A 22,666-nucleotide genomic window follows, 5' to 3' on the forward strand; every position below is an offset into this window, starting at 1 on the left:
TGTGCCGTCAGGCGTCCGCGGGCGCGTGGGGGCTGGTCGCGCAGTTCCCCGCGCCCCTGACGGCATCAACCAAACGTCTTTTGGAGTCATACCTCGATGAGTCATGCCCATTTGGTCAGCAATCTGCATGAGGGGCTGCTGCGTGAGGTGAGCGGGGATCACGGTGGCCTCGGCACGATCCTCGCGCACCGGGTCTATCGGGCCGACGGGGCTCGTGGCCCCATCGCCTTCGTCGATCTCGTCGTCCTGCCGCCACGCACCTCCATCGGGCTGCACCGGCACGCCGACGACGAGGAGACGTACGTGATCCTCTCGGGGCGGGGGCGGATGACTCTGGACGGGGAGGAGTTCGACGTCCGGGAGGGCGATGTCATTCCCAACCGGGCTTACGGGGAACACGGGTTGGCCAATGACTCGGATGCTGAACTGCGGCTGCTCGTTTTTGAGGTCGGGCCGCTGGGTGACGTCCGATGACCGGGCCGTTGCAGAAGGCGGTGCTGGACCGGGAGGCCGCGCTCCTCGCGCCCGGTGCCTCCGAGGAGTCCGCGCTGGGGCGCCGTGTCTTCGTGGAGGGGCGCGGCGCTGTTCTCACCGATCTCGACGGCAACCAGTACATCGACCTGGCGGCCGGCACGCTCACCCAGTCCCTGGGCCACTGTCATCCGGAGGTGGTGGCCGCGCTGACCGAGCAGGCGGGGCGGCTGTGGAACGTGCACGACTTCGCCACCGCCGACCGTGCCGCCCTGTGTGAGCTGCTCGCCGAGCTGCTGCCGGAGGAGCTGGACACCTACGCCTTCTTCTCCACCGGCGCCGAGGTCGTCGAGGCCGCGCTGCGGGCCGTGCAGGCCGTCGCCGAGCCCGGCCGGAACCGGATCGGGGCGTTGCGGTACGGGTTCCACGGCAAGACGCAGGGGGCCAGGATGCTGGTCCACTGGGACATCGGCCATCAGGCGCTGTCCGGCAACAGCGTGCTGGGCTACTCGCCGTACTGCTACCGCTGCCCGCTGGAGCTGGAGTACCCCTCGTGCGGGGTGCGCTGCGCGTCGCTGGTGCGCAAGCACATCGCGACGAAGCCGAACGTGTCGGCGCTGGTCTTCGAGCCGGTGCTGGGCGCGGCCGGGGTGATCGTGCCGCCGCCCGGCTACTGGGAGCAGATCGCCGACAGCTGCCGGGAGAACGGGGTGCTGCTCGTCGCCGACGAGGTGCTCACCGGCGGCGGCCGCACCGGGACCTTCCTGGCGAGCGAGCGGTTCGGCATCGAGCCGGATCTGGTGGCCCTGTCGAAGGGGCTGGCCTCGGGGTTCCCGTTCGCGGCGCTTGCCGGGCGCTCGTCGGTGCTGCGGCATCCGGAGGCCTCCCGGGCCGGGTCCACGGCCTCGACGTACGCCAACAACCCGCTCGGGATCGCCGCCGCGAAGGCCACGCTGGAGGTCGTACGGCGGGACGTGCTGCTCGGGCGGGTGGCTGAGCTGGGTGCTCTGCTCGATGAGCGGCTCGGTGAACTGCACGCCAAGTACGAGGTGTTGGGGGATGTGCGGGGCCTCGGGCTGTTGCACGGGCTGGAGTTCGTGCGGGACCGGGATTCGCGGACGCCCGCGCCCGAGGTCGCCCAGGCCGTCTACCAGCACGCCCTGGATCTTGGGCTGCGGACCGCTGTCGGCGGTCATGTGCTGCGGCTGGCACCGCCGTTCACCATCGACCGGGCGCTGCTGGAGGAGGGCGTCACGCTGCTCGACCGGGCGCTGGAACTCGCCACGGGGGGCGCACGGTGATCGTCGCGGAGAACCTCGTCAAGGAGTTCAAGGTCGCCGAGCGCAAGCCGGGCCTTGTCGGCAGCCTCAGCACGCTGTTCAGCCGGGAGCACCGGCTGGTGCGGGCCGTGTCCGGGGTGTCCTTCGAGGTTCCGGCCGGGACGAAGGCCGCGTACATCGGGGCGAACGGCGCCGGGAAGTCGACCACCGTCAAGATGCTCACCGGCATCATGACGCCCACCTCGGGCCGGGCGCTGGTGGCGGGGCTTGAGCCGTACCGGGAGCGGCGGCGCAACGCCGCCCACATCGGGGTCGTGTTCGGGCAGCGCAGCCAGCTGTGGTGGGACCTGCCGGTGCCGGACTCGTTCCGCATCCTGCGGCGCATCCATGAGATCCCGGACGCCGTCTACCGGCGCAACATGGCCCTCTTCCAGGAGCTGCTCGACCTCGACGCCCTCGGCAACACACCGGTGCGGCAGCTCAGTCTCGGGCAGCGGATGCGGGCGGAGGTCGCCGCGTGTCTCGTGCACGACCCCAAGGTGGTCTTCCTCGACGAGCCGACCGTCGGCCTCGACCTGGTGCTGAAGGAGGCCGTGCGGAGGCTGGTGAACCACGTCAACGCCGAGCTCGGTACGACCGTGCTGCTCACCAGCCATGACATGGGTGACATCAGTGCCATCTGCGACCAGGTGCTGGTCGTCAACCACGGGGAGGTCGTGCACCGCGGCACGATGCACGAGCTGCTGCGCACCGCCGACACCCGGGCGGTTCTCTTCGAGCACCAGGGCGGTTCCGAGCGGGCGACCGAGCTGATCGAGAAGGGCCTCGCCGGGGCGACCGCCCAGGAGGTCGACGGCGGGCGGATCAAGGTCGAGTACCCGGTGGCCTGCTGGACCGCCCGCCAGGTGATGGGCTTCCTCCTCGACCACTTCGACGTCACCGACTGCGTCGCCCCCGAACCCGACCTGGAGATGGTGCTGCGCCGCATCTACGCCGGCCAGGGCCACGGCCGGGTGGTGGCGTGAAGCGTTACGCCTCCTTCGCGGGCGCCGGCTTGCAGGCCCTGCTCCAGTACCGCTCCACGTTCCTGATCAGCGCGGTCACCGCGACCACCGCGGTCGGGGTGCAGGTGTTCCTGTGGCGGGCGGTGTACGCGGGGCGTGAGTCCGGGATGCTCGGCGGCTTCGACCTGCCCACGCTGACGACCTATGTCCTGCTCGCCCAGATCCTCGGCCTCGTGCAGGCCAACCGGGTCGACGAGGAGGTCTCCGGGGAGGTCCAGCGCGGGGACATCGCGGTGTCGCTGGTGCGTCCGGTGAGCTATCCGCTCGCCCGGTTCGCGGCGGGGCTGCCGGTCTCGCTGACCAACGCCGTCCTGGTCGCCGTACCCGTGCTGCTGCTGTACGCCGTGCTGCTGCCGCTCACCACCCCCACCGCCACCGGTGTGCTGCTCTTCGTCTGCTCGGCGGCGCTGTCGCTGGTCATCGGGTTCGGGGTGAATCTGCTGGTCGGGTTCGCCGGGTTCGTCACCACCAACATCTGGGGTGTGCGGGTCGTCAAGGACACCGTCGTCGCGTTCTTCGCCGGGCAGGTCGTGCCGCTCGCGCTGATGCCGGGGCCGCTGGCCGCCGTCGCCCATGTGCTGCCCTTCCAGGGCATGGTCGACGGTCCGCTGCGGCTGCTCCTCGGTCACTACGACGGGCTGCCCGACGCCGCCGGGATCCTCGCCGTGCAGCTGTTGTGGGCGGTGGCGCTCAGCGGGCTCGCGGCGGTGGCGTGGCGGGGGGCCGTACGGCGGGTGGAGGTGCTCGGCGGATGAGGGCCCTGACCGTCGTGACCCGGTACGCCCGGCTCACCTGGCATCTCAGCGCCGTCAGTGTGCACCGGCTGACCGAGTACCGGATGGACTTCCTGCTCGGGGCCGGCGGGCTGCTGCTGCGGGTGGTGTGCCAGGTCGCGGTGATCGGCATGGTGTTCCGGCAGGTGCCCGAGATCGCGGGCTGGCGGTACCACGAGGTGCTGTTCCTGCTCGGGTTCTCGCTGCTGCCGCGCGGCCTGGACCGGATGTTCACCGACCAGCTGTGGGTCATGGCCCGGAAGCTGGTGCAGAACGGCGAGTTCTTCCGCTATCTCATCCGCCCGGTGCACCCCCTGTTCTCGCTGCTGTCCGAGCGCTTCCTCTACCCGGACGGCTTCGGCGAGCTCCTCACCGGCGCCGCGCTCACCTGGTACGCCGCCGCCCATCTCGAACTCGGCCTGGGCACCGGCGCGTTGCTGCTCGCCCCGCTGCTGGTGCTGTGCGGCACGCTGATCCTCGCGTCGATCAAGACACTGTTCGCGTCCCTCGCCTTCTGGACCACGAACAGCTTCCCGGCCCTGTACGCGGCCAACCAGCTGGGCGACTTCTCCGGCTACCCCCTCGACCTCTACCACCCGTCCCTGCGGTGGCTGCTGACCTGGCTGCTGCCCTACGCCTTCACCGCCTACGTCCCCGCGACCTACCTGCTGTTCGGACGCACGGCGATGCTGCCGTGGCTGTTCGTGGTGACCGCGGGCCTGGTGACGCTCGCCCTGGCCGTCTGGCACCGGGGCGTCGACCGTTACGAGATGACCGGGAGCTGACCCATGGACACCCTGTTGCCCGGCGCCCCCGCGCCCGCGACCGTCGACCTGCTGCGCGCGGCCCCCTGGATGGACGAGACCGGCCGGCACGGCGGCGGCTTCGAGCTGTACGACCAGGCCGTACTCGGCGAGGTGCGGCTGCTGCTCGTCGGGACGGCCGAGCCGGGCGGGAGCCGCTGGTTCGTGCCCGTCCTGGACGCCGACCCCGGACGCCATGCCGCCGGTACCCCCGCGTTCGACCGTGCGGTGACCGGCGCGCTGCGGACGGGGCTGCGGCTGCCGACCGGGCGCGGCAATGTCATCGAGTTCCGCGGCACACCGGCCGACTACCGCGGGCCGCTGCCCTTCGACCCCGGCTGGTGCTCCAACGCCCTGTCCCTCGTCGACCTCGGCGGCACCGCCCACGCGCACAAGAGCTACCGGCGCCTGGGCACCGGCAACCGGGAGGCCGAGCTGCTGCGCCTGATGGCGGACGGCGGACGCACCCAGCGGCCGGTCGGCGACTACACGTACGTCGACACGGCGACGGGGGCGCGGGAGCCGCTGGGCGTGCTGTACCGGTACGCCGAGGGCGAGGGGCTCAACGTGCCGCTGCGGGCCGGGATACGGGCGCTGTGGCCGCTGCTGGGGACCGGCGGTGTCGATGCCCTCGGTGCCGTGGAGACCTCCCAGAAGGATCTCGTCGCCCCGCTGCGCGCCACCGGCCTCTTCCTGCGCGGCTTCCACCAGGAGCTGGCCGAACGACTGGGCGCGCACCCGGAGTTCCCCGTCGCGGGCGCCCTCGACGAGGCGACCGGGCGGCTCGCCGCGCTCACCCCGCTGATCCTCGCCGACACCCGCTACCCGGTGCCGGTCCGGGAGGCCGCCGCGGCCGGGCTCGCCCGTGAGCTGGCCCGCGTCGCCGAACTGCCGCCGCGGCCGTGGCCCGCCGGTCCCTGCCACGGCGACCTGCATCTGTCCCATGTACTACGGCGTGAACAGCCGGACGGTCACTGGGAGTTGTGTGTCATCGACCTGTCCACGCCGCGCGCCGACCCGGCCGACCCGGCGACCGCCCAGTCGCCGTGGCAGGACCTGGCCGCCCTCACCCGCGGTCTGGAGATCTTCACCGCCGACGAGTTCTCCGACCACGCCGCCGACGTCCTCGGCATGGACCCGGAGGACACCTGCCGTACCGCGCTGCTCCAGGCGGCGGGGGTCGCCCCGGACACCCCCGGCTGGACCGGGGAGCGCCTCGCGGGGCTGGGCCGGCTGCGGGAGGCGGCCGGGCTGTGGGCCGCGCGGGTCGGCGGCCTGCTGGCCGACCTCGGCCCGGACCGGGACGGCCACCCGGCCTGGCGGCTGTTCCGGCTGCGCCGGCTGATCCACGAGCTCGAGTACGCCTACGCCCACGACCGCGCCTACCACGCGGCGATCAACCTGCGGCACGCCGTGGAGGCCAGTGGTCTCCCGGCCGCCGGGTGAGGACCCACACCCGTGCATGTCATAGAGACCTACTTCGAGTGCGGGGGCTTCGACCACCGCTTCCTCCAGGGCGGCATCTCCGTCTACCTGTGGAACCTCTCCAAGGCCTTCGCCGAGGAGGGCCACCGCGTCAGTGTCGTCACCCCGGCGCACGGCCGGCTGGCCGAGCTGCGAGCCTCGTACGACGTCGAGACCCTCGACTACACGGACACGTACGAGCTTCCGCTGGTCCTCGACTCGGACAGCTGGGGCGAGCGCTTCCCGGCGGAGGTGGGCGTCCCGCTCACCACGACCGCGCACCGGCTCCGCCTGGACGGCGTCGACCTGTACTTCCTCTCCAACCGGCTGCTGGACGAACTCCCCGACCGTTTCTACCCGCCGTACGACAGCAAGGGCCGGGACCTGGTCTTCTTCAAGCCGCTCGCCTACCAGGTCGACACCGTGCGGTTCGTCCGGTCCTGGTTCGGCGGCGAGAAGGCGCTCGTCCACGCCCATGAGCCGTACTACCACTATCTGTTGCCGGCCGCGTTCCGCGACGACCCGTCGAAGCTGGTCGTCGGGACCGTGCAGAGCAACATGCCGATCACCAAGAAGGTGTACCGGCCCAAGGTGGAACGCCTGCTGGAGTTCCTGGAAGCGCCGGTGCCCCTGCCCGCCGACGATCCGGCGGAGTCGGCCGCTCCCGTGCTGAGCGCGTACCAGCAACGCACCCATCTGCACTACGAGTACGGCCCCGGACACGTCGGCGTGTACGACCTGGTCGCCGACCACGCCGACCTCGTCGACTTCCTCTCCCCCGGTCATCTGGAGTTCTACACGGCGTTCGCCGACACGCCCTTCGAGGAGCTGTTCCGGCGACTGCCGGTGTACGACGCCGTGCGCCGCAACGCCCACAAGAGCTTTGTCGGCGGGTGCGCGATCGGCGACCGCTGGACGGCGGCCGAGCGCCCCGCCGTGGACCGGGACGCTGTCCTTGGCCGGCTCGGTCTCGACCCTGGCCTGCCCACCTTCTTCCACAACGCCCGTTACGCCGTGAACCACAAGGGCCAGCTGGAGCTGTTCCGGGCCGTCGACCGTGTTCTCGGCGAGGGTCTGGCCGCCAACTTCGTGCTGCGCTGCCTCAGCGACGGCGGTATCGACGACCCGTACGTCCGTGAGGTCGTCGAGCGGCACAAGGGCCGCGTCCATCTGGAGTGCGAGCGGGTCGAGGAGGAGCGGGTCCTCGCCTACGCGGCCTCCTCCGACTTCTGTCTCTTCCCGTCCAAGTTCGAGATGGACACGTTCCTCATCGCGCAGGGCGAGGCCATGGCCGTGGGCGCCGTGCCGATCGCCACCGCCCAGCTCGGCATGGCCCACTTCGGGCATGTCGCCGATCCGTTGAGCACTCCGGACGCCACGGGCTTCGCCGTCAACCGCTCCTTCGCCGAGGACGACTCGCTGCTCGTCGACGCGCTGGCCCGGCGTATCCACGAGGCGGCGGCGCTGCTGCGGGAGCGCCCGGAGGAATACGCGAGGCTGCGCGCCAACTCCGTCCTGAACGCACGGAAGTTCACCTGGGCACAGACCGCGCGACAGCACCTGGACGCCTTCACCGCCCTGTGGAAGGGCGAGCGCCCGACGCCGGACGTGGGGCTGCTGCTGCGGTACGGCTGGTTCGACCTGCTGTCCGACGAGGACTACGAGCGGCACGCCGACGCCGTCGCCGAGGCGGCCGAGCGGTACGGCGACGCCGACGTGTACGCGCGCTGCCGCCCCCTGGACCCCGGGGCCCGGCGGGCGCTGTTCGAAGCCGCCTGGGCGCGCGCCGACTTCGCCCGCTGTGCCCGCGCGGCGGGCGACGACCCGGAGCTGCGCGCCCGCCTCGACGGCCGCCGCTCGATCGAGGACGGGCGGCTGGTCTACCGCCTGCCGCACGCCGCCCGCGTGGAAGTGGTCGCCCTCGCGGCGGCCGGTGTCGGGGCGGGGCGCCGGCAGACGGTGGTCCACCGGCTGCCCGCGCGCGGGCCCGGCGAGTTCACCGCCGACATCACCGAACCACCGGATCCCGGAAGGGAATTGAATGGAGGGGAAGTGCACCTGCTGCTGACCCTGACCGACGGCCGCTCCGCGTGGGACGTGGTGCGCCATGGCTGACGGGGTGCGCGCCGCGCTGCTCGCGGGCGGTGAGGGCCGACGGATGGGAGCGCTGGGGCACGGCCGGCTCAAGCCGCTGGTGCCGTTCGGGGGTTCCTGCCGGCTGATCGACTTCTCGCTCGCCAACGCCGAGGCGTCCGGGCTCGACGAGGTGCTGCTGCTGTCCCAGTACGAGGAGCGGCAGCTGATGGACGACCTGTACCGCACCTGGTGGCGGCCCGGGTTCCGGGTGCACTTCGGGCCGTACGACCGCTCCTACCGCGAAGGCACCGGGTACCGTCCCCCGGCGCCGGGCGGCACGCCCGAGCGGGGCACCGCCGACGCGCTGATCCGCAAGGCACCGTATCTGTTCGGGCCCGGCACCTCGGAGGTGCTGGTGCTGCACGCCGACCATGTCTACCGCTTCGACTACGGGCCGCTGATCGCCGCGCACCGGCGCTCCGGCGCCGCGCTGACCGTGGCCTACCAGCGGATCGAGCGGCGGTACGTGCACCTCTTCGGGATGGTCGAGTTCGACGCGTCCGGGAGCCTCACCGCGTTCGTGGAGAAGCCGGCCGAGCCGACCAGCGACCTGGTGTTCGCCGCGTTCTGCGTCTTCGACGCGGTCCGGCTCCACCATTATCTGGAGAAGCTGGACGGCACCGACTGGCAGCACGACATCAGCCGGGACGTCATCCCGGCGATGCTGGCGGGGGGCGAGCGGATCCTCGGGCACGAGGTGCCGGGGCACTGGGAGGACATCGGCACCGTCGACCGCTATCACCGGGCGCATCTGGCGCTGGTCGACGCGGAGCCGTCCCTGGCGCTGTCCCAACTGCCGTGCACGGTACGGCCCAAGGTGCGGCGCGAGGTGGTGGTGTCCGCGCCCGGCGTGGACCGCAGTCTTGTACCGGGCGACCTCGTGAACGAGGGGCTGCTGGAGCACAGCGTCGCCTTTCCCGGCGTCCGGGTCGGGGCGGGGGCGCGGGTGAGCCGGAGTGTGCTGCTGCCCGGGGCGGTGGTGCCCGCCGGGGCCGAGATCGACTCGGCGATCGTGCTGGAGGACGGGACCGTGCAGTCCGTCGCGTCGCGGACGGGAGCGGCCCGTGTCTGAGCACGCCTGCACCGTCGTCGACCTCGGCGGCACCACCCTGCGCACCGCCCGCTACGACCTGGCCACCGGCGCCCTGTCCGACGTCCACCGCACCCCCACCGACGGCATGGCCCGCCACCCCGGCGCACCCGTGCCCGTGCTCCAGGAGCGGGTGACCGAGCAGCTCACCGCGGTGTGCCGGGAGGCCCTGGCGCGGCACGGCGGCGGGGCGGTCGGGGTGGCCTTCGCGGGGCCCGTGACCGCCGACGGCCGGGTGATGGCCGCGCCGACCGTGTGGGGCGGGCCCGGGGAGCCGTTGCCGGTGCGGGAGACGCTGGAGGAGCGGCTCGGGGTGCCCGTGGTCGTCGTCAACGATCTGACGGCCGCCGCCTGGCGCTATGTGCACGGCCCCGACGAGCCGCCGTTCTGTCTGATCACGGTGAGCTCCGGGATCGGCAGCAAGGTGTACCGGGCGGGCGAGGTGCTCCTCGACGCCGAGGGCCACGGCGGTGAACTGGGCCACTGGACCTGCGACCGCTCCCCGCAGGCGCTGGTCTGCGACTGCGGCGGCCGGGGCCACCTCGGTGGCATCGCCTCCGGCCGGGGCGCCCTCGCCTCCGCGCGCCGCGCCGCCCACGCCGACCCCGACGGCTACGCCCGCTCGGCACTCGCGGCGACCGCCCCCGACCCGGAACTCCTCGACAACCCGGCGCTGGTGGCGGCGGTGCGCACGGGGGACGCCTTCGCGACCGGCGTCCTGCGTACCGGCCTCACCCATCTCGCCTCGGCAATCATCTCGGTGTTCACCTCCATCGGAGTACGCCGCTATCTGCTGATGGGCGGCTTCGCCCTCGCCGTCGGACCGCGCTATGCCGAGCTGCTCACCGCGGAGTTGGAGCAGCTGGGCTGCTTCGGGCTGTCCGGTGCCGAGATCCGCCGCATGGTGACCCTCGCCGCCCCGGACGACGACCACGGTCTGATCGGGGCGGGGCGGCTGCTGGCGGCGCGGGGGGCGGTGGCCGTCGTATGAGCACCACCACGCTGATCGTCGGCAGCGGCTTCGTCGGGCGGGCCGTCGCCGCGCGGCTCGCCGCCGAGGGCGGCACCCCCGTGCTGGCCTCGCGCCGGCTGCCCGCCGGGTCCGACGCGCCCTGGGTACGGCTCGACGCGGCCGACGCGGACGCCTGTGAGCGGGTCGTCGACGCGGTGCGGCCCGACCAACTCGTCCTGGTGCACGGCCCGTCCGACGTGACCTGGTGCGAGGCCGACCCCGAGCGGGCCACCGCGCTGCACACCGCCGCGGCGGCCCATCTCACCCAGGCCGCGCGGGGGCGCCGTACGGTCTTCATCTCCACCGACAACGTCTTCGACGGCAGCCGCCCCGACAACGACGAGTCCACTCCCACGGCCCCCGCGAACGCCTACGGGCGGGCCAAGCTGGCCGCAGAACGGATCGTCCGGGAGGCCGCCGACACGACCGTGCTGCGGGTCAGCCTGGTCTACGGCTGGGAGCCCGCCGAGTCGGTGAAGTGGCTGAACTTCTTCGCCTCCTGCGCCCACCGGCTCAGCAGCGGGGAGCGGGTGGAGGCGCCGGACGACCAGTGGACGACGCCGGTCCTCGTCGACGACGTCGCCGCCGTGACCGCCGCCGCGCTGGCACCCGGCACGCCCGGGCTGCTGCATCTCGGCGGCCCCGACCGGGTCTCGCGGGCCGAGTGGGCGGAGGCCGTCGCCGAGGGGCTCGGCGTGCCGCGCTCCCGGGTCGTGCGGGTGCCCAAGGCGCACGGCCGGTATGCCAGCCGTCCCACCCACACCTGTCTGACCAGCACCCTTCTGGACGGCGTCCTGCGCCCGCACGGCCTGCGCGTGCGCGGGGTCGCCGAGGGCGTACGCGACCTGCTGGAGGCCGTGAAGTGATCGATGTGATGGAGGTGGCGGGTCCGTGATCCGTACCGTCCGCTCCCGCGAGGTCTACCGCAACCCGTGGATGAGCGTCCGTGAGGACGACGTCCAACGCCCGGACGGCAGCCCGGGGTTGTACGGGGTCGTCGACAAGCCGGACTTCGCCCTGGTGATCCCGCGGGACACCGACGGCGGGTTCCATCTCGTGGAGCAGTACCGCTACCCGGTCGCCGGCCGCTACTGGGAGTTCCCGCAGGGCTCCTGGCCGGCCGGGCACGAGGGCGAGGCCCCGCTCGACCTGGCCCGCGCCGAACTCCGCGAGGAGACCGGGCTGCGGGCCGACCGGATGACGTACCTGGGCCGGATGCACGTCGCCTACGGGTACGCCAGCCAGGGCTGCCACGTCTTCCTCGCCGAGGAGCTGACCGAGGGCGAACCCGAACGCGAGGCGACCGAGGCCGACATGCGGCAGCGCCGGGTGGCGCCGGACGAGTGGCGGGCCCTGATCCGCGCGGGGCGCGTCACGGACGCGGCGACGCTCGCGGCGTACACCCTGCTCGGCCTGTATCTGGGCGGGGCCGGGTGACCGCGCGGTACGCCGTCGTCGCCACCGACCTCGACGGCACCCTGCTCCGCGGCGATCTCACCGTCTCCGCCCGCACCCGGGCCGCCCTCGCCCGGGCCGGCGCCGCCGGCGCCCGCCATCTGGTCGTCACCGGCCGCCCCGCCGCGGGCTGCCGCAGCCTGCTCGCGCCCCTCGGCTACGACGGGCTCGCGATCTGTGGGCAGGGCGCCCACTTGTACGACGTCGGCGCCGACCGGCTGCTGTCCTCGGCGACCCTCGACCGCGCACTCGTACGGGAGCTGGTGGTGCGCATCTCCGAGGCGGCGGGCCCGCTGGCGCTCGGGGTCGTCACGGCGGGGCTGGCCGGGGAGTTCCTGGTCACGCCGGGGTTCGGGGAGCGGGTGCGGCACGGCTGGCGGCTGGTGGAGGACCCGGAGGGGCTGTGGACGCGGCCCGTGGAGAAGGTCCTCATCCGCAGCCGGCTGCTGGACGACGACCGGCTGGCCGGGCTGGCGGGGCGGGTGAGCGCCGGGCGGATCGAGGTCACCCACTCCGGCGAGGGCATGGTCGAGCTGCTGCCCGCCGGGGTGACCAAGGCGAGCGGATTGGCCGAGGCGGCGCGCCTGCTCGGTTTCCGCGCCGCCGACACCGTCGCCTTCGGCGACATGCCCAACGACATCCCGATGCTCACCTGGGCCGGCCACGGCGTCGCCATGGGCAACGCCCACCCCGAACTGCGCCGCCACGCCGACGAGATCGCCCCGACCAACGAGGAGGACGGAGTGGCGACGGTGCTGGAGCGGCTGTTCCCGGCCAGAGCCGCCACCGCGCGCCTCTGACACCGACCACTCATCGTGGGCGACCGCCGGCCGCAGAACCTGCCCGGCACCGCCGACGAGTACCCCAACTGGCAGCTGCCGGTGGCCGATCCGCAGGGGCGTGCCCTGACGGACCGGACGGACTCAACTTGCTGAAACTTTCTGCAAGTTCTTGCCAGCCGTCGCGCACGGCTGCTTGACTCACCAACCCTTGGCCCCCAAGAGGAACGAGCCGACCCCATGAGCACCGAGACCGAGACCGACGTCCTCGTCCTGGGCGGCGCGGGCGTGGACACCGTCGTCCATGTCCCGGAGCTGCCGCTCCCGTACGCCGACAGCTACATGATCCGGCCGGGCATCGTGACCCGCGGCGGCCAGAGCGGCGACTTCTTCGCGCTCGGCACGCACTCCCTGGGGCTGCGCACCCACCACATCGACCTGCTGGGCGACGACCCCGAGGGCGACCTGGTGCGGGCGCTGCACCGGGACCGGGGCATCGGCCTCACCGAGGTGCCGTCCGCCGCGGGCACCAAGCGGGCGGTCAACCTGGTCGACCCGGACGGGCGGCGGCTGTCGCTGTACGACGACACCCGCAGCCAGGAGTCCGACCGGCTGCCCGAGGACACCCTGCGCACCCTGGCCGCGGGCAGCCGGCACGCGCATGTGGTGATCACCTACCCGTGCGCGTACGCCCTGCCGGTGCTGCGCGAGGCCGGGGTGACCATCTCGACGGACCTGCACAACTGGGACGGGGAGAACCCGTACCACGAGCCGTTCGCGCTCGGCGCCGACCTGGTCTTCCTGTCCACGACCGCGCTGGCCGACCCGGAGGCCACCATGCGGGACGTCGTCGCGCGCGGCCGGGCCCGGATCGTCGTCGCCACCGCCGGGGCCGAGGGCGCGTATCTGCTGGTCGACGGCGAGATCACGCACGTGCCCGTGGTGGAGCCGCCGGCGCCCGTGGTCGACTCCAACGGCGCCGGCGACGCCTTCGCCGCCGCGTTCCTGCTGGGCTGGCTGGACGGCGCCGACCCACTGCGCTGCGCCCGGTACGGGGCGGTCGCCGGCGCCCACGCCTGCACGGTGCCGTCGACGCGGGCCGACGCGATCGGACGCGAGGAACTCCTCGCGCGGGTCGCCGAGTTGGACGCCGCCGGGGTGCAGGGGTGACCGGGTTCCACCATGACGTCCTGGTCCTCGGCGGCGGGGTGGCGGGCTGTGTGCTCGCCGCCCGGCTGAGCGAGGACCCGGACCGCTCGGTCTGCCTGGTGGAGGCGGGCCCCGACCACGGCCCGGACCCCGCGTCCTGGCCGCGCACCCTGCGGGACGCCCGCGCCCTGCCCCGCGACCACGTCTGGGAGCGCGGGGTCGCGGTCCACCGGCTGCGCGCCCGCGTCCTGGGCGGCTCGTCCTGCGTCAACGGCTGCTGGCACACCTGGGGTTCGGACGCCGACCACGCGGAGTGGACCCGGGCCGGTGGTCCCCGCTGGTCGGCGGCGGGCATGGCCCCGTACCGGGACCGGGCCATGGGCCGGATGCGGCTGCGGGACGTGCCGGACGGGGAGTTCAGCGTCTGGGCCCGCGCGGCCCTGCAAGGCGCCGGCGAACTCGGCTACGAGGCCGTCGACATGGGCGCTCCCGGCCCTCCCGGCCGTGGCACACCTCTCGTCAACGCGCTTGACGGGCTGCGCTGGAACGCCGCCTTCGGCTATCTCGGCCCGGCCCGCGACCGTGCCAACCTCACCGTCCTGGGTGACGCGAGCGCGGACCGGCTGGTGCTGCGCGGCGGCGCGGTGGTGGGCGCCGAGGTCGTCGTCGCCGGGCGGCGCGAGACGCTCACCGCGGACACCTACGTCGTCGCCTGCGGCACCTTCGGCTCCGCCGGGCTGCTGCTGCGCAGCGGCGTCGGACCGGCCGGTGAACTGCGGGCGCTGGGCATCCGGGCGGAGGTCGACCTGCCCGGCGTCGGCGCCAACCTCTCCGACCAGCCGGGAGTGTTCCTCCCGCTGACCCCCACGCCCGGCCTCAACGCGGCGCTGGCCGCGCAGGACGAGAAGGGCGAGCTGTACGTCAGCCGGATGCTGGTCCGGGCCGCCAGCACGCACTGTCCGCCGGGCGGCTGGGACCTGCACATCCTGCCCTCCGCCGGCGACCCGCTGTTCGGCACGCTGCCGCCGGGCGCTTACGAGGCCGGTATCGCCGCGTTCGTGATGAAGCCCGCCTCACGCGGCCGGGTCCGGCTCCGCTCGGCCGACCCCGCCGAACCGCTCGACATCGACCCCGGGTTCCTCACCGACCCGGACGGCCACGACCTCGCCGTACTGCGGGAAGGCCTGGAGACGGCCGAACGGCTCGCGGCGACGGCACCGCTGGCAGCTCTGGCGGACCGCCCGGCTCCGCACCGGATGACCGACGCCGAGCTGCGCTCCCGGCTCGGCACCTACTGGCACCCCGTGGGCACCTGCGCCATGGGCGCCGACGACGATCCGCTCGCCGTCACCGACGGGGTGGGCCGGGTGCGGGGCGTGGCCAACCTCCGGGTCGCCGACGCCTCCGTACTGCCGACCGCGCCCGCCGCCAACACCCAGCTGCCGGTGCTCGCCACGGCCGAACTACTGGCCGACGCCCTCAAGGAGGCGGACACCCGATGACAGCGCCCACCGAACGGGGCCACCCTGAGCCAGCACCCACCGGGCGGGACCACCTCGTGACACCGCCCACCGAGCGGGCCGGCCCGACGACCACACCCACCTCGCAAGCCCACCCGACGACCACACCCACCTCGCAGGCCCACCCGGTGACTACACCCGCCGAGCGGGCCCCCGAGACCCGGCTGATCCACGGCTGCATGGGACTCGGGGGCGCGTGGGACCGTACGCCGCACACCGCCGAGGACGTCGACCGGGCGCAGGCCGCCGTCGAGGCGGCTCTGGAGTGCGGGATCACCGTCTTCGACCACGCGGACATCTACCGGTTCGGCAAGTCCGAGGCGGTGTTCGGGGAGGTGTTGGCCCGGACGCCCGGACTGCGGGAGCGGATCACGCTCCAGACCAAGTGCGGGATCAGGCTCGCCGAAGGAGAGCGGCCGGGGCGGTACGAGCTGCGGGCCGGCTCGATCGTCCGGCGGGTCGAGGAGAGCCTCGCCCGGCTGCGCACCAATGTCATCGACACGCTGCTGCTCCACCGCCCCGACCCGCTGACCGGCCCCGACGAGATCGCGGGCGCCCTGCACGAGCTGCACCGGCAGGGACTGGTCCGCCGCTTCGGCGTCTCCAACATGAGCGCGGCCCAGATCGCCCACCTCCAGGCCCGCCTCGAACTGCCGCTCACCGTCAACCAGTTGGAGATGAGCCTGGCCCGGCGTGACTGGGTCGAGGCCGGTGTCCTGGTCAACACCTCCGCCGCCACCGCCAACGGCTTCCCCGAGGGCACGGTCGAGCACTGCGTGGACCAGGGCATCCAGCTCCAGGCCTGGGGCGCGCTGGCCCAAGGCCGCTACACCGGCGACGCCGGACACGCCGACTCCCCGGCCGCCGAGCTGCTGCGCCGGCTGGCCCGCGCCAAGGGCACCACCCCCGAGACGGTCCTGCTGTGGTGGCTCGCCCGGCACCCCGCCGGCGTCGTCCCGGTCATCGGCACCAGCCGCCCCGACCGCATCCGCGCCTGCCGCGACGCGGCCCTGCACGCACCCGACCTCACCCACGAGGAGTGGTACGAGCTGTGGATCGCGGCCCGCGGGACCCCGCTGCCCTGACCCAGGAACCGTTCGCATCCACCCCCCGCCGTACCTACCGACGGAGAACCCACACGTGACCGCGAGCACCACCGCCACCACCACTCCCGCCATGTCCACGGACCGAGGCCAACTCACCTCGGCCCGCTTCTACATCACCTTCCGCTGCAACTCGCTCTGCGGCTACTGCAACGTCTGGCAGGACGACAAGTTCAAGGGCTACGAGGAACTCACCCTGGACAAGGCCTGCCAGATCCTGGACGAGCTGTACGAACTGGGCGTGCGCTACGTCGACTTCACCGGCGGCGAGCCCGTGCTGCACCCGCACATCGACGGCATCGTGCAGTACGCCAAGTCGCTCGGCATGGCCGTGGAGATCACCAGCAACGGCATCCGGTTCGCCAAGCACATCGACGCGATCGTGCCCTACGTCGACACCATGAACGTCTCCCTGGACACCCTGCGCGCGGACCGCTACCGGCAGATCCGCGGGGTGCCCACCCTGGACCGCGCGCTCGACGTCATCGAGAAGGTCATCGCCACCGGCACCGGCAACCTCAAGCTGATCTGCGTGGTCACCCGGGAGAACGTCGACGAGATACCGGACCTGCTGCGCTTCGCCCACGACAACCGGATCACCGTCTACTTCTCCGGCATGTTCGAGTACTTCGACGAGCAGGACACCGTCCGCGACACCAACCGGACCGCCCGCAAACTGAAGCTCCCGCTGATCGAGCAGAACGGCAAGCCGCTCGCCGACGCCGTGCCGGGCCGTTCGGACCGGATGGACGAGTCGGAGCCGACCGACGGCCCGATCTCCGCCCGGCTGATGCGGCTGCTGTACCAGCCGTTCGCACTGATCAACCTGCACTTCCGCAAGTACATGGAGACCCTGGACCCCACCGCGCCGACCGACTGCTACGCCAACAAGCGCATCCTGACCGTCGGCCCGGACGGCCGGCTGGTGCTGCCCTGCTACCACGCCTTCGACAACTCGGTCGAGTGGGACCGCCCGTTGCGCGAGCTGGTGCAGGACCCGGAGTTCCTCAGGGTGCGGGACGAGGAGGTGGGCCAGCGCTCGGAGTGCCGCAGCTGCACCGTCTTCCCCTACATCGGGCTGTCGTTCAGCCACCGCTTCGACAAGGTCTTCCTCTACCAGGCGCTGTCCGAGGAGATCGCCAAGATCAAGACGCGGTTCGCCGACCCGCTGCACCCGCGCCTCACCCTCGACCACGACACACTGCTGGCGCGGTACGCCGAGGTGGAGGAGCTGATCGACCACGCCCTGCCCACACCCCGGCCGGCGCGCTCCGCCGACCACTTCTACGCCTTCGAGCCCACCGGCGCGGGCGACTTCCGCACCGACCTCACCAGGGGCGCACTGAGCCTCGCCGAACTCCTCGGGGACTACACCCACGGCGAGTGCTGGGGCATCCAGCGCTCCCCGCACACCTGGATGCGCCTGGTCTACCGCGACCTGGTACCGGCCCTGCGCGAGCTGCTCCCCGAGGAGGCGTACACGGCGGTCGTGGGCGAGCTGTACGAGGTCCAACTGGCGTGGTGGCGGCTCTACTTGGCGCGCTACTACCGGGGCGCCGAGCAGGCCGGCCCTACGGCGGGCGAGGAACTTCTCGCCGGGTTCCTGTCCCGCACCGCGGCCCTGCTCCCCGACGCCCCCGCCGCCGGCCGCGTCCGCGAGATGCTGCTCCACGCGGGCTGTGTCCTGGGCCTGCCTGCCGAGACCCTCACCCCCCTGGCCGTTCGCACGCCGTTCCCGGAAGCCGACCTGATCGCCAAGCACCTGCTGCTGATCGCGCCGGACGCCGAACTGCCGCGCTACGCCGACCTGTTGCCGGACGAGTCGGCGGAGCCCCTGCGCCGGGTGGTCCTCGGCGCCCCGGCCCCCGAGGACCACCCGCCCCTGGACGCCGAGTCCGCCCGGCTCCTCGGCCACGGCCCCGCGTCCACCCCGGACGAGCTGATCGCCGCCGTGACCGCCCTCGCCCCGGACCACCGCACCGCCCTCGCGGAACGCCTCCTCACCCACGAACTGCGTGACCCGGGCGCGATCCGGCGCCGGGGAGCGGAGTTGAGGGAGCCGAGTTGAGGGTGCGGCGGAACACCTCTGCATGAACGGGTGACATGTCAGACTTCCGGCCATGGGGACGATCTACGCGTTCATGGCGGGCGTCAACGCCTACCCACCGCATATCGCCACACCCCTCTCGGGCTGCGTCAACGACGTCGGCGCGGCCCGGGAGTTGCTGGAGCGGCGGGGCGGGGACGCCGTCGAGGTGCGGACGGTGCTGGACGGCGCGGCGACGGTCTCCGTCGTCGAGGACGGCATCCGCACGTTCCTCGGGTCGGCCGGGGCCGGGGACACGGCGTTGTTCTGGTTCTCGGGGCACGGCAGCGAGCGGGTGGCCACCGGCGCCGAACTCCTCGTCGAGGCGACCGGTCTGAGCCAGGCGCTGGTCTGCGTGGACGGCCCGCTGTCCGACAAACGCCTGGGCGTGCTGCTCGACGAGGTGGCGGCGCGTGGGGCGCTGGTGGTGGCGGTCCTGGACTGCTGTTACTCGGGCGGCGCGACCCGTGAGGACCGGATCCCCGCCGACCTCACCGCACGCTGGGCGCCGCCCCGCCCGCAGTGGCCGGCCGCCCGGGACGCGGCCCCCGCACCGGGTGCCGCCCGGCATCTCCTGCTGGCCGCGAGCCGCCTCGACCAGCTCTCGTACGAGGGCTGGTTCGACGGCCGCCGGCACGGCATCTTCACGCACGCCCTGCTGGACGCGGCCCGCACGGCGGGCCCGGACGCCACCTACCGCCAGGTGCTGGCGGCGGCGGACGCGCGGGTACGGCGGTCCGGCGGCCGGCAGCAGCCGGTGCTGTTCCCGGACACGGCCGAGGCCGCCGATCTGCCGTTCCTCGCGGGCGCGGGGGCGAGCGCGGTCGGCGACCATCTGCTGCGGTGCGGTCCTGAGGGGTGGGAGGTGGACTGCGGGACGGTGCACGGCCTGCGGGGCGGGGCGGATGCCGGGGGCACGAAGTTCGGGGTCCTCGGCGCGGGGCAGGTCGTACGGGCTCGTGCGGTGCGGGCGGACCGGTCGCTGGTGGAGCCGGTGGACTGGACGCCGGATCCTGGGCGGGCCTACCCGGTGAGCCCGACCGCGCTGGCCGCTCCGCCCGCCACGGTCAGTGTCGAGGGGGCGGACGCCCGCCTCCGGGCGGCCGTCACCGCGTGTGCCACCCCGTCGCTCCGGGTCGTGGACTCGCCGGAGGACTTCGGTGATCTGCACTTCCGGGTGGTCGCGGCGGGCGGCGGCGTGGTGGAGGTGCTGGGGCGGGACGGGACGCGGTTCGTGGATCCGTTGCGGCTCGGCGCGCGGCCGGCCGACCGGGACGGCTCACCGGCCGAGGCGACATCGTCGTACGACGGGAAGACGGTCGTGGACTGTCTGACGCACCTGACCCGTTGGCACCGGCTGCGCGATCTCGGCTCGCGGCCGTCCCTGCTGGACAACCAGGTCCGGGTGGAGATCGTCCCCTGGGGCGGCGGGAGCGCGCTGGTGCCGGACGGGCGGGGGGAGATCGTGTGCGCGTACGGGCCGGACGGGGAGCCGCCGGCGCTGTCCATCCGGCTCGACAACCGCTCGCAGCGGCCTCTTTGGTGTGTGCTGCTCGATCTCACCGACAGCTATGCCAGCGACCCGGTGCTGTTCCCGGGCCACTTCATCGGGCCGGGGCGGACGGGGTACGCCCTGGACGGGGAGCCGGTGCGGCCGGCCCTGCCGGAGTCCCGGGCCGTCACGTCCGGCGCGGAGGTACGGGACTGGCTCAAACTGATCGTGGCGGAGGGCGAGTTGAACACCGTGCCGTTCCGGATGCGGGCGTGGAACCAGTGGGCGGGCGGCGCGGACGAGGACGTCCTGCGGTTCGGCGCGCCCTCCGGCGGACGTGACCTCGGACCGGCCGTCCAGGGCACGCCGGGCCGCTGGGCCACGCGGACGATCGCCCTGCGGACGGTCGTGCCCTAGGCGGTGTCCACGGCTAAGGGGCCAGCTGGACGTAGTACGGCTGGAGCACGGAGTTCAGCCACTCCCGTCCCTCGGCCGTGTCGAAGTCCACGGCGTCCTCCTCGTCGGCGCGCAGGGCGCCGTCCGGGCTGCGGTCGCCGAACAGCACCACCGTACGGTCGGCCGGCTCCCGCTTGGACGCCCACAGCAGCCCCTGGGCCCAGGGCTCGGTGTGGTGGCGGATCCAGTGGGCCCAGTCGCGGGTGTACGGGTACTCGTGGGCCTCGGTGTGCACGAGCCAGGTGTCCTGGTGGACGGCGGCCAGGTCCTGGGCGCTGACCAGCGGCAGGACGTCCACGTCGGCGGCGAGCCGCAGGGTGCTCAGCCGGCGGCCCTCGACGGCACGGCGCGGCAGCAGCCGGGGGCCGCCCGCGGGGTCGAAGGGCAGGGAGCGCAGCAGGGTCTCGCAGACGGCGGCTGTGGGGCCGAGACCGGCGTAGAGATAGCCGTAGGGGTCGCAGGAGGTGGCGTCGAAGCGGCCGCCTCCGTACAGACAGTGGGCGGGTTTTGGGTTGAACCCGGCGGCGGGCCGGTGGGAGCCGTGGATGCGGTAGAGCGGGGTGCCGCGGGTGAGTGTGACCTTGCCGGGAGTGCCGGTCAGGGCTTCGGGCGGCCGGTAGTTGGGCACGGGTCAGTCACTTCCCATCCGGCGGCTCACTCTCCACTGCTCATCAAGAACTGTGCGACGTCCGGGAGTTGGCGGTCGTGTTCCGTCCCCAGCAGGCTCACCGGGGTCGTGCCGAGCCAGGCGTTGGCGGACAGCCACCAGTCGGCGGCGCCCCACGGGTCGCGGTCGGCGGCGAGGAGGGCGTTGACCTCCAGGACGACCAGCCAGGGCAGGGTGTCCTCGGAGAACTGGAACCGCGGCAGCCGGAGCCGTCCGCCGACGCCGGGCAGCCGGATCAGCTCGGGCGCGAAGGGGGCGCCGCCGCGCCGGAGCAGCGTCTCCGCGTCCAACGCGGGCTCGGCGAGCAGCCGTTCACGCACCGGCCCGAGGACCGGGCCGACCATGCGGTGCCCGTCGATGAGCAGCACGGCGAGATCCTCGGCGTCGAACCCCTGCACGGTCGGCTGCCCGGCCGACGGCCCGCCCGGCCCCGGCATCACCGGCGGCCCGGTGAACCGCGCCGCGGGGTCCGCCCCGAACTCGTCCGGCAGCCACGCGGCGAGCAGTTCGGCGGCCTGCCGGGCGGCGGCGTACCGCAGCCGCTCGTCCCGTGTCCGGTCCCGTACGACGGCGACCAGGCCGGTCAGCCGTTCCCGTTCCGCGGTCCCGAGGCGCCCGGAGACCCGGTCCCAGCGGGCCGCCGCGGCGGCGAGGACGAGGTAGGGATCGTCGGGCGCGCTCATCGGCCGTCCTCCGCGGGGGCGTCGGTGGTCAGCAGCCGTTCCAGGAGGTCGGCGCGGGCATGGCGGCGTACGACGAAGTGGAGCTCCCAGTCGGCGCCGCGGGCGAGTTCGGCCTCGACGGCGGCCCACAGCGCGCCGAAGCTCTCCAGCGGGGTGAGTCCGCCGCGCCCGGCGCCCAGCAGGGGCAGACAGACGGACCGCAGCGGCGGGTCGTGCGCGCCGGCCTCCTCGGCGAGCAGCGCGAAGACCCGGGCGACGCCTCGGGTGATGTCGGCGGGCTGGACGTCGTAGTCGTTGGTCTCGGGCCGGGGTACGGCGACGGCCACGTGGTAGATCCGCCGGATGCCCTGGCCCTCCAGGGCGCCCGCCGAGGTGACGGCGACCGTGCCGGGCTGTGCCGCCCGGCCGGGAGACCCGTGCCGGGCGGTCCAGCCCCGTAACTCGTCGTCGATCCTGTCTTCGACGAGTCCCCCGACGGGGTCTTTGCGCGCCCCCGCGCGGCGCAGTGTGGCGGAGACGGACGACTTGTAGGGCGCGGGCAGCGCGAAGTAGGTGTTGGACGGCGAGACGACGACATCGATGTCCCGCAGCAGGTCGACGGAGTGGACGTGCAGGGTGACGGGGACGGTACGGCGATCGACGCGCGGGCGCAGGGTGCGATGGGCGGCGGGCATGCGTTCGTACGACGGTGCGGGCACGCCCGTGGGGGCGGCCCCCTGGACGACGAGCTGGACGACCTGTTCGGCGACCTGCCCGAGGACCATGAGCTCGTGGTGCTTGCGGAACCGCTCGACGCTCACCCCGTACACCTGGGCGGCCCGTCTGCGCCGGTCGGCGGCCGGCCAGTCGCGGGTGCCCTGGGCGAGCCCGAGGCTGTACTCGGCGGCGGTCTGGAGCGTGCCGCCGCCGATCCGCGAGACGGCGAGCCGCAGCACCTTCTCCACCGGCCCCCCTGGCGACTCGCCGTCTCCCCGCGGGAGTTCACGGGCGGCCCCGGCGAGTGCCGGTACGTCGAGTGCGCGCAACCTGACGACTCCGGCCCGCCGCACCTTCCGCACCTCCGCCAGTACCGCTCCGTGATCGGGCACGTGAGGAGACGGCGGCATGACGATCAGGATCGCACCGCCGCCGCCGGCCTCACAAGCCCGCCCCGTACACCCATTCCAGCGCACGCCCCGGTCGC

General features: G+C 73.4%; 20 protein-coding genes. 17 read left to right on the forward strand and 3 right to left on the reverse strand.

From position 1 onward, the window contains the following. Positions 1–96 precede the first annotated feature (96 nt). From OG866_RS15875 to OG866_RS15955, 17 genes are all read left to right on the forward strand, one after another. Entirely contained in the window at positions 97–474 is a 378-nt protein-coding gene (locus OG866_RS15875; protein WP_329335271.1) for a cupin domain-containing protein, read from the forward strand. Next, a complete protein-coding gene (locus OG866_RS15880) occupies positions 471–1,772 on the forward strand; it encodes an aspartate aminotransferase family protein (protein ID WP_329335273.1) in 1,302 nt (433 codons plus the stop codon). The genes OG866_RS15875 and OG866_RS15880 overlap by 4 nt, the downstream gene beginning before the upstream one ends. Beyond that, positions 1,769–2,776 carry an ABC transporter ATP-binding protein gene (locus OG866_RS15885; protein ID WP_329335274.1) on the forward strand — a complete coding sequence of 336 codons (1,008 nt, stop codon included), beginning with the start codon at positions 1,769–1,771 and terminating at the stop codon, positions 2,774–2,776. The genes OG866_RS15880 and OG866_RS15885 overlap by 4 nt, the downstream gene beginning before the upstream one ends. Beyond that, complete coding sequence (locus OG866_RS15890; protein ID WP_329335275.1) at positions 2,773–3,570, forward strand: ABC transporter permease; 798 nt, start codon at positions 2,773–2,775, stop codon at positions 3,568–3,570. The genes OG866_RS15885 and OG866_RS15890 overlap by 4 nt, the downstream gene beginning before the upstream one ends. Then, a complete protein-coding gene (locus OG866_RS15895; RefSeq protein ID WP_329335277.1) occupies positions 3,567–4,373 on the forward strand; it encodes an ABC transporter permease in 807 nt (268 codons plus the stop codon). The genes OG866_RS15890 and OG866_RS15895 overlap by 4 nt, the downstream gene beginning before the upstream one ends. A 3-nt stretch (positions 4,374–4,376) precedes the next feature. Further along, on the forward strand, positions 4,377–5,837 hold the full coding sequence (locus tag OG866_RS15900) for a phosphotransferase (protein WP_329335279.1): 1,461 nt from the start codon (positions 4,377–4,379) through the stop codon (positions 5,835–5,837). 12 nt (positions 5,838–5,849) lie between these two features. After that, positions 5,850–7,970, forward strand: a complete 2,121-nt coding sequence (locus OG866_RS15905) for a glycosyltransferase (RefSeq protein ID WP_329335281.1) — start codon at positions 5,850–5,852, stop codon at positions 7,968–7,970. Further along, entirely contained in the window at positions 7,963–9,063 is a 1,101-nt protein-coding gene (locus OG866_RS15910; RefSeq protein ID WP_329335283.1) for a sugar phosphate nucleotidyltransferase, read from the forward strand. The genes OG866_RS15905 and OG866_RS15910 overlap by 8 nt, the downstream gene beginning before the upstream one ends. Further along, entirely contained in the window at positions 9,056–10,072 is a 1,017-nt protein-coding gene (locus tag OG866_RS15915) for an ROK family protein (RefSeq protein ID WP_329335285.1), read from the forward strand. The genes OG866_RS15910 and OG866_RS15915 overlap by 8 nt, the downstream gene beginning before the upstream one ends. Next, a complete protein-coding gene (locus tag OG866_RS15920) occupies positions 10,069–10,959 on the forward strand; it encodes an SDR family oxidoreductase (protein WP_329335286.1) in 891 nt (296 codons plus the stop codon). The genes OG866_RS15915 and OG866_RS15920 overlap by 4 nt, the downstream gene beginning before the upstream one ends. Before the next feature lie 25 nt (positions 10,960–10,984). Continuing rightward, complete coding sequence (locus OG866_RS15925) at positions 10,985–11,530, forward strand: NUDIX hydrolase (RefSeq protein WP_329335288.1); 546 nt, start codon at positions 10,985–10,987, stop codon at positions 11,528–11,530. Then, on the forward strand, positions 11,527–12,348 hold the full coding sequence (locus OG866_RS15930; protein ID WP_329335290.1) for an HAD family hydrolase: 822 nt from the start codon (positions 11,527–11,529) through the stop codon (positions 12,346–12,348). The genes OG866_RS15925 and OG866_RS15930 overlap by 4 nt, the downstream gene beginning before the upstream one ends. Positions 12,349–12,567: 219 nt before the next feature. After that, complete coding sequence (locus OG866_RS15935) at positions 12,568–13,497, forward strand: PfkB family carbohydrate kinase (RefSeq protein WP_329335292.1); 930 nt, start codon at positions 12,568–12,570, stop codon at positions 13,495–13,497. Continuing rightward, a complete protein-coding gene (locus OG866_RS15940) occupies positions 13,494–14,978 on the forward strand; it encodes a GMC family oxidoreductase (RefSeq protein ID WP_329335294.1) in 1,485 nt (494 codons plus the stop codon). The genes OG866_RS15935 and OG866_RS15940 overlap by 4 nt, the downstream gene beginning before the upstream one ends. Next, positions 14,975–16,081 (forward strand): aldo/keto reductase, encoded by a 1,107-nt coding sequence (locus OG866_RS15945; protein WP_329335295.1) that lies wholly within the window; start codon positions 14,975–14,977, stop codon positions 16,079–16,081. Before OG866_RS15940 ends, OG866_RS15945 begins: the two co-directional genes overlap by 4 nt. 55 nt (positions 16,082–16,136) lie before the next feature. Beyond that, a complete protein-coding gene (locus OG866_RS15950; protein ID WP_329335296.1) occupies positions 16,137–18,167 on the forward strand; it encodes a radical SAM protein in 2,031 nt (676 codons plus the stop codon). A 52-nt stretch (positions 18,168–18,219) separates the two neighbouring features. Continuing rightward, positions 18,220–20,094, forward strand: coding sequence for a caspase family protein (locus OG866_RS15955; protein WP_329335298.1), 1,875 nt, complete (start codon positions 18,220–18,222; stop codon positions 20,092–20,094). Between the two features lie 13 nt (positions 20,095–20,107). Here the strand turns inward: OG866_RS15955 and OG866_RS15960 are convergent, their stop codons facing one another. From OG866_RS15960 to OG866_RS15970, 3 genes are read right to left on the reverse strand one after another with little or no spacing between them, the layout of a single operon-like run. Continuing rightward, positions 20,108–20,761, reverse strand: a complete 654-nt coding sequence (locus OG866_RS15960) for an RES family NAD+ phosphorylase (protein ID WP_329335300.1) — start codon at positions 20,759–20,761, stop codon at positions 20,108–20,110. A 26-nt stretch (positions 20,762–20,787) separates the two neighbouring features. Then, entirely contained in the window at positions 20,788–21,483 is a 696-nt protein-coding gene (locus OG866_RS15965; RefSeq protein ID WP_329335302.1) for a hypothetical protein, read from the reverse strand. Beyond that, positions 21,480–22,589 (reverse strand): hypothetical protein, encoded by a 1,110-nt coding sequence (locus OG866_RS15970; RefSeq protein WP_329335304.1) that lies wholly within the window; start codon positions 22,587–22,589, stop codon positions 21,480–21,482. Before OG866_RS15970 ends, OG866_RS15965 begins: the two co-directional genes overlap by 4 nt. Positions 22,590–22,666: the final 77 nt, after the last annotated feature.

The sequence above is a fragment of the Streptomyces sp. NBC_00663 genome, assembly GCF_036226885.1.
Taxonomy (GTDB): domain Bacteria; phylum Actinomycetota; class Actinomycetes; order Streptomycetales; family Streptomycetaceae; genus Streptomyces.

What these genes read in the sequence shown, in the direction of transcription:
- OG866_RS15875 (WP_329335271.1), top strand. Translation starts at nt 97, where the DNA reads ATGAGTCATGCCCATTTGGTCAGCAATCTGCATGAGGGGCTGCTGCGT.
- OG866_RS15880 (WP_329335273.1), top strand. Translation starts at nt 471, where the DNA reads ATGACCGGGCCGTTGCAGAAGGCGGTGCTGGACCGGGAGGCCGCGCTC.
- OG866_RS15895 (WP_329335277.1), top strand. Translation starts at nt 3,567, where the DNA reads ATGAGGGCCCTGACCGTCGTGACCCGGTACGCCCGGCTCACCTGGCAT.
- OG866_RS15900 (WP_329335279.1), top strand. Translation starts at nt 4,377, where the DNA reads ATGGACACCCTGTTGCCCGGCGCCCCCGCGCCCGCGACCGTCGACCTG.
- OG866_RS15910 (WP_329335283.1), top strand. Translation starts at nt 7,963, where the DNA reads ATGGCTGACGGGGTGCGCGCCGCGCTGCTCGCGGGCGGTGAGGGCCGA.
- OG866_RS15920 (WP_329335286.1), top strand. Translation starts at nt 10,069, where the DNA reads ATGAGCACCACCACGCTGATCGTCGGCAGCGGCTTCGTCGGGCGGGCC.
- OG866_RS15935 (WP_329335292.1), top strand. Translation starts at nt 12,568, where the DNA reads ATGAGCACCGAGACCGAGACCGACGTCCTCGTCCTGGGCGGCGCGGGC.
- OG866_RS15945 (WP_329335295.1), top strand. Translation starts at nt 14,975, where the DNA reads ATGACAGCGCCCACCGAACGGGGCCACCCTGAGCCAGCACCCACCGGG.
- OG866_RS15955 (WP_329335298.1), top strand. Translation starts at nt 18,220, where the DNA reads ATGGGGACGATCTACGCGTTCATGGCGGGCGTCAACGCCTACCCACCG.
- OG866_RS15965 (WP_329335302.1), bottom strand. Translation starts at nt 21,483, where the DNA reads ATGAGCGCGCCCGACGATCCCTACCTCGTCCTCGCCGCCGCGGCGGCC.
- OG866_RS15970 (WP_329335304.1), bottom strand. Translation starts at nt 22,589, where the DNA reads ATGCCGCCGTCTCCTCACGTGCCCGATCACGGAGCGGTACTGGCGGAG.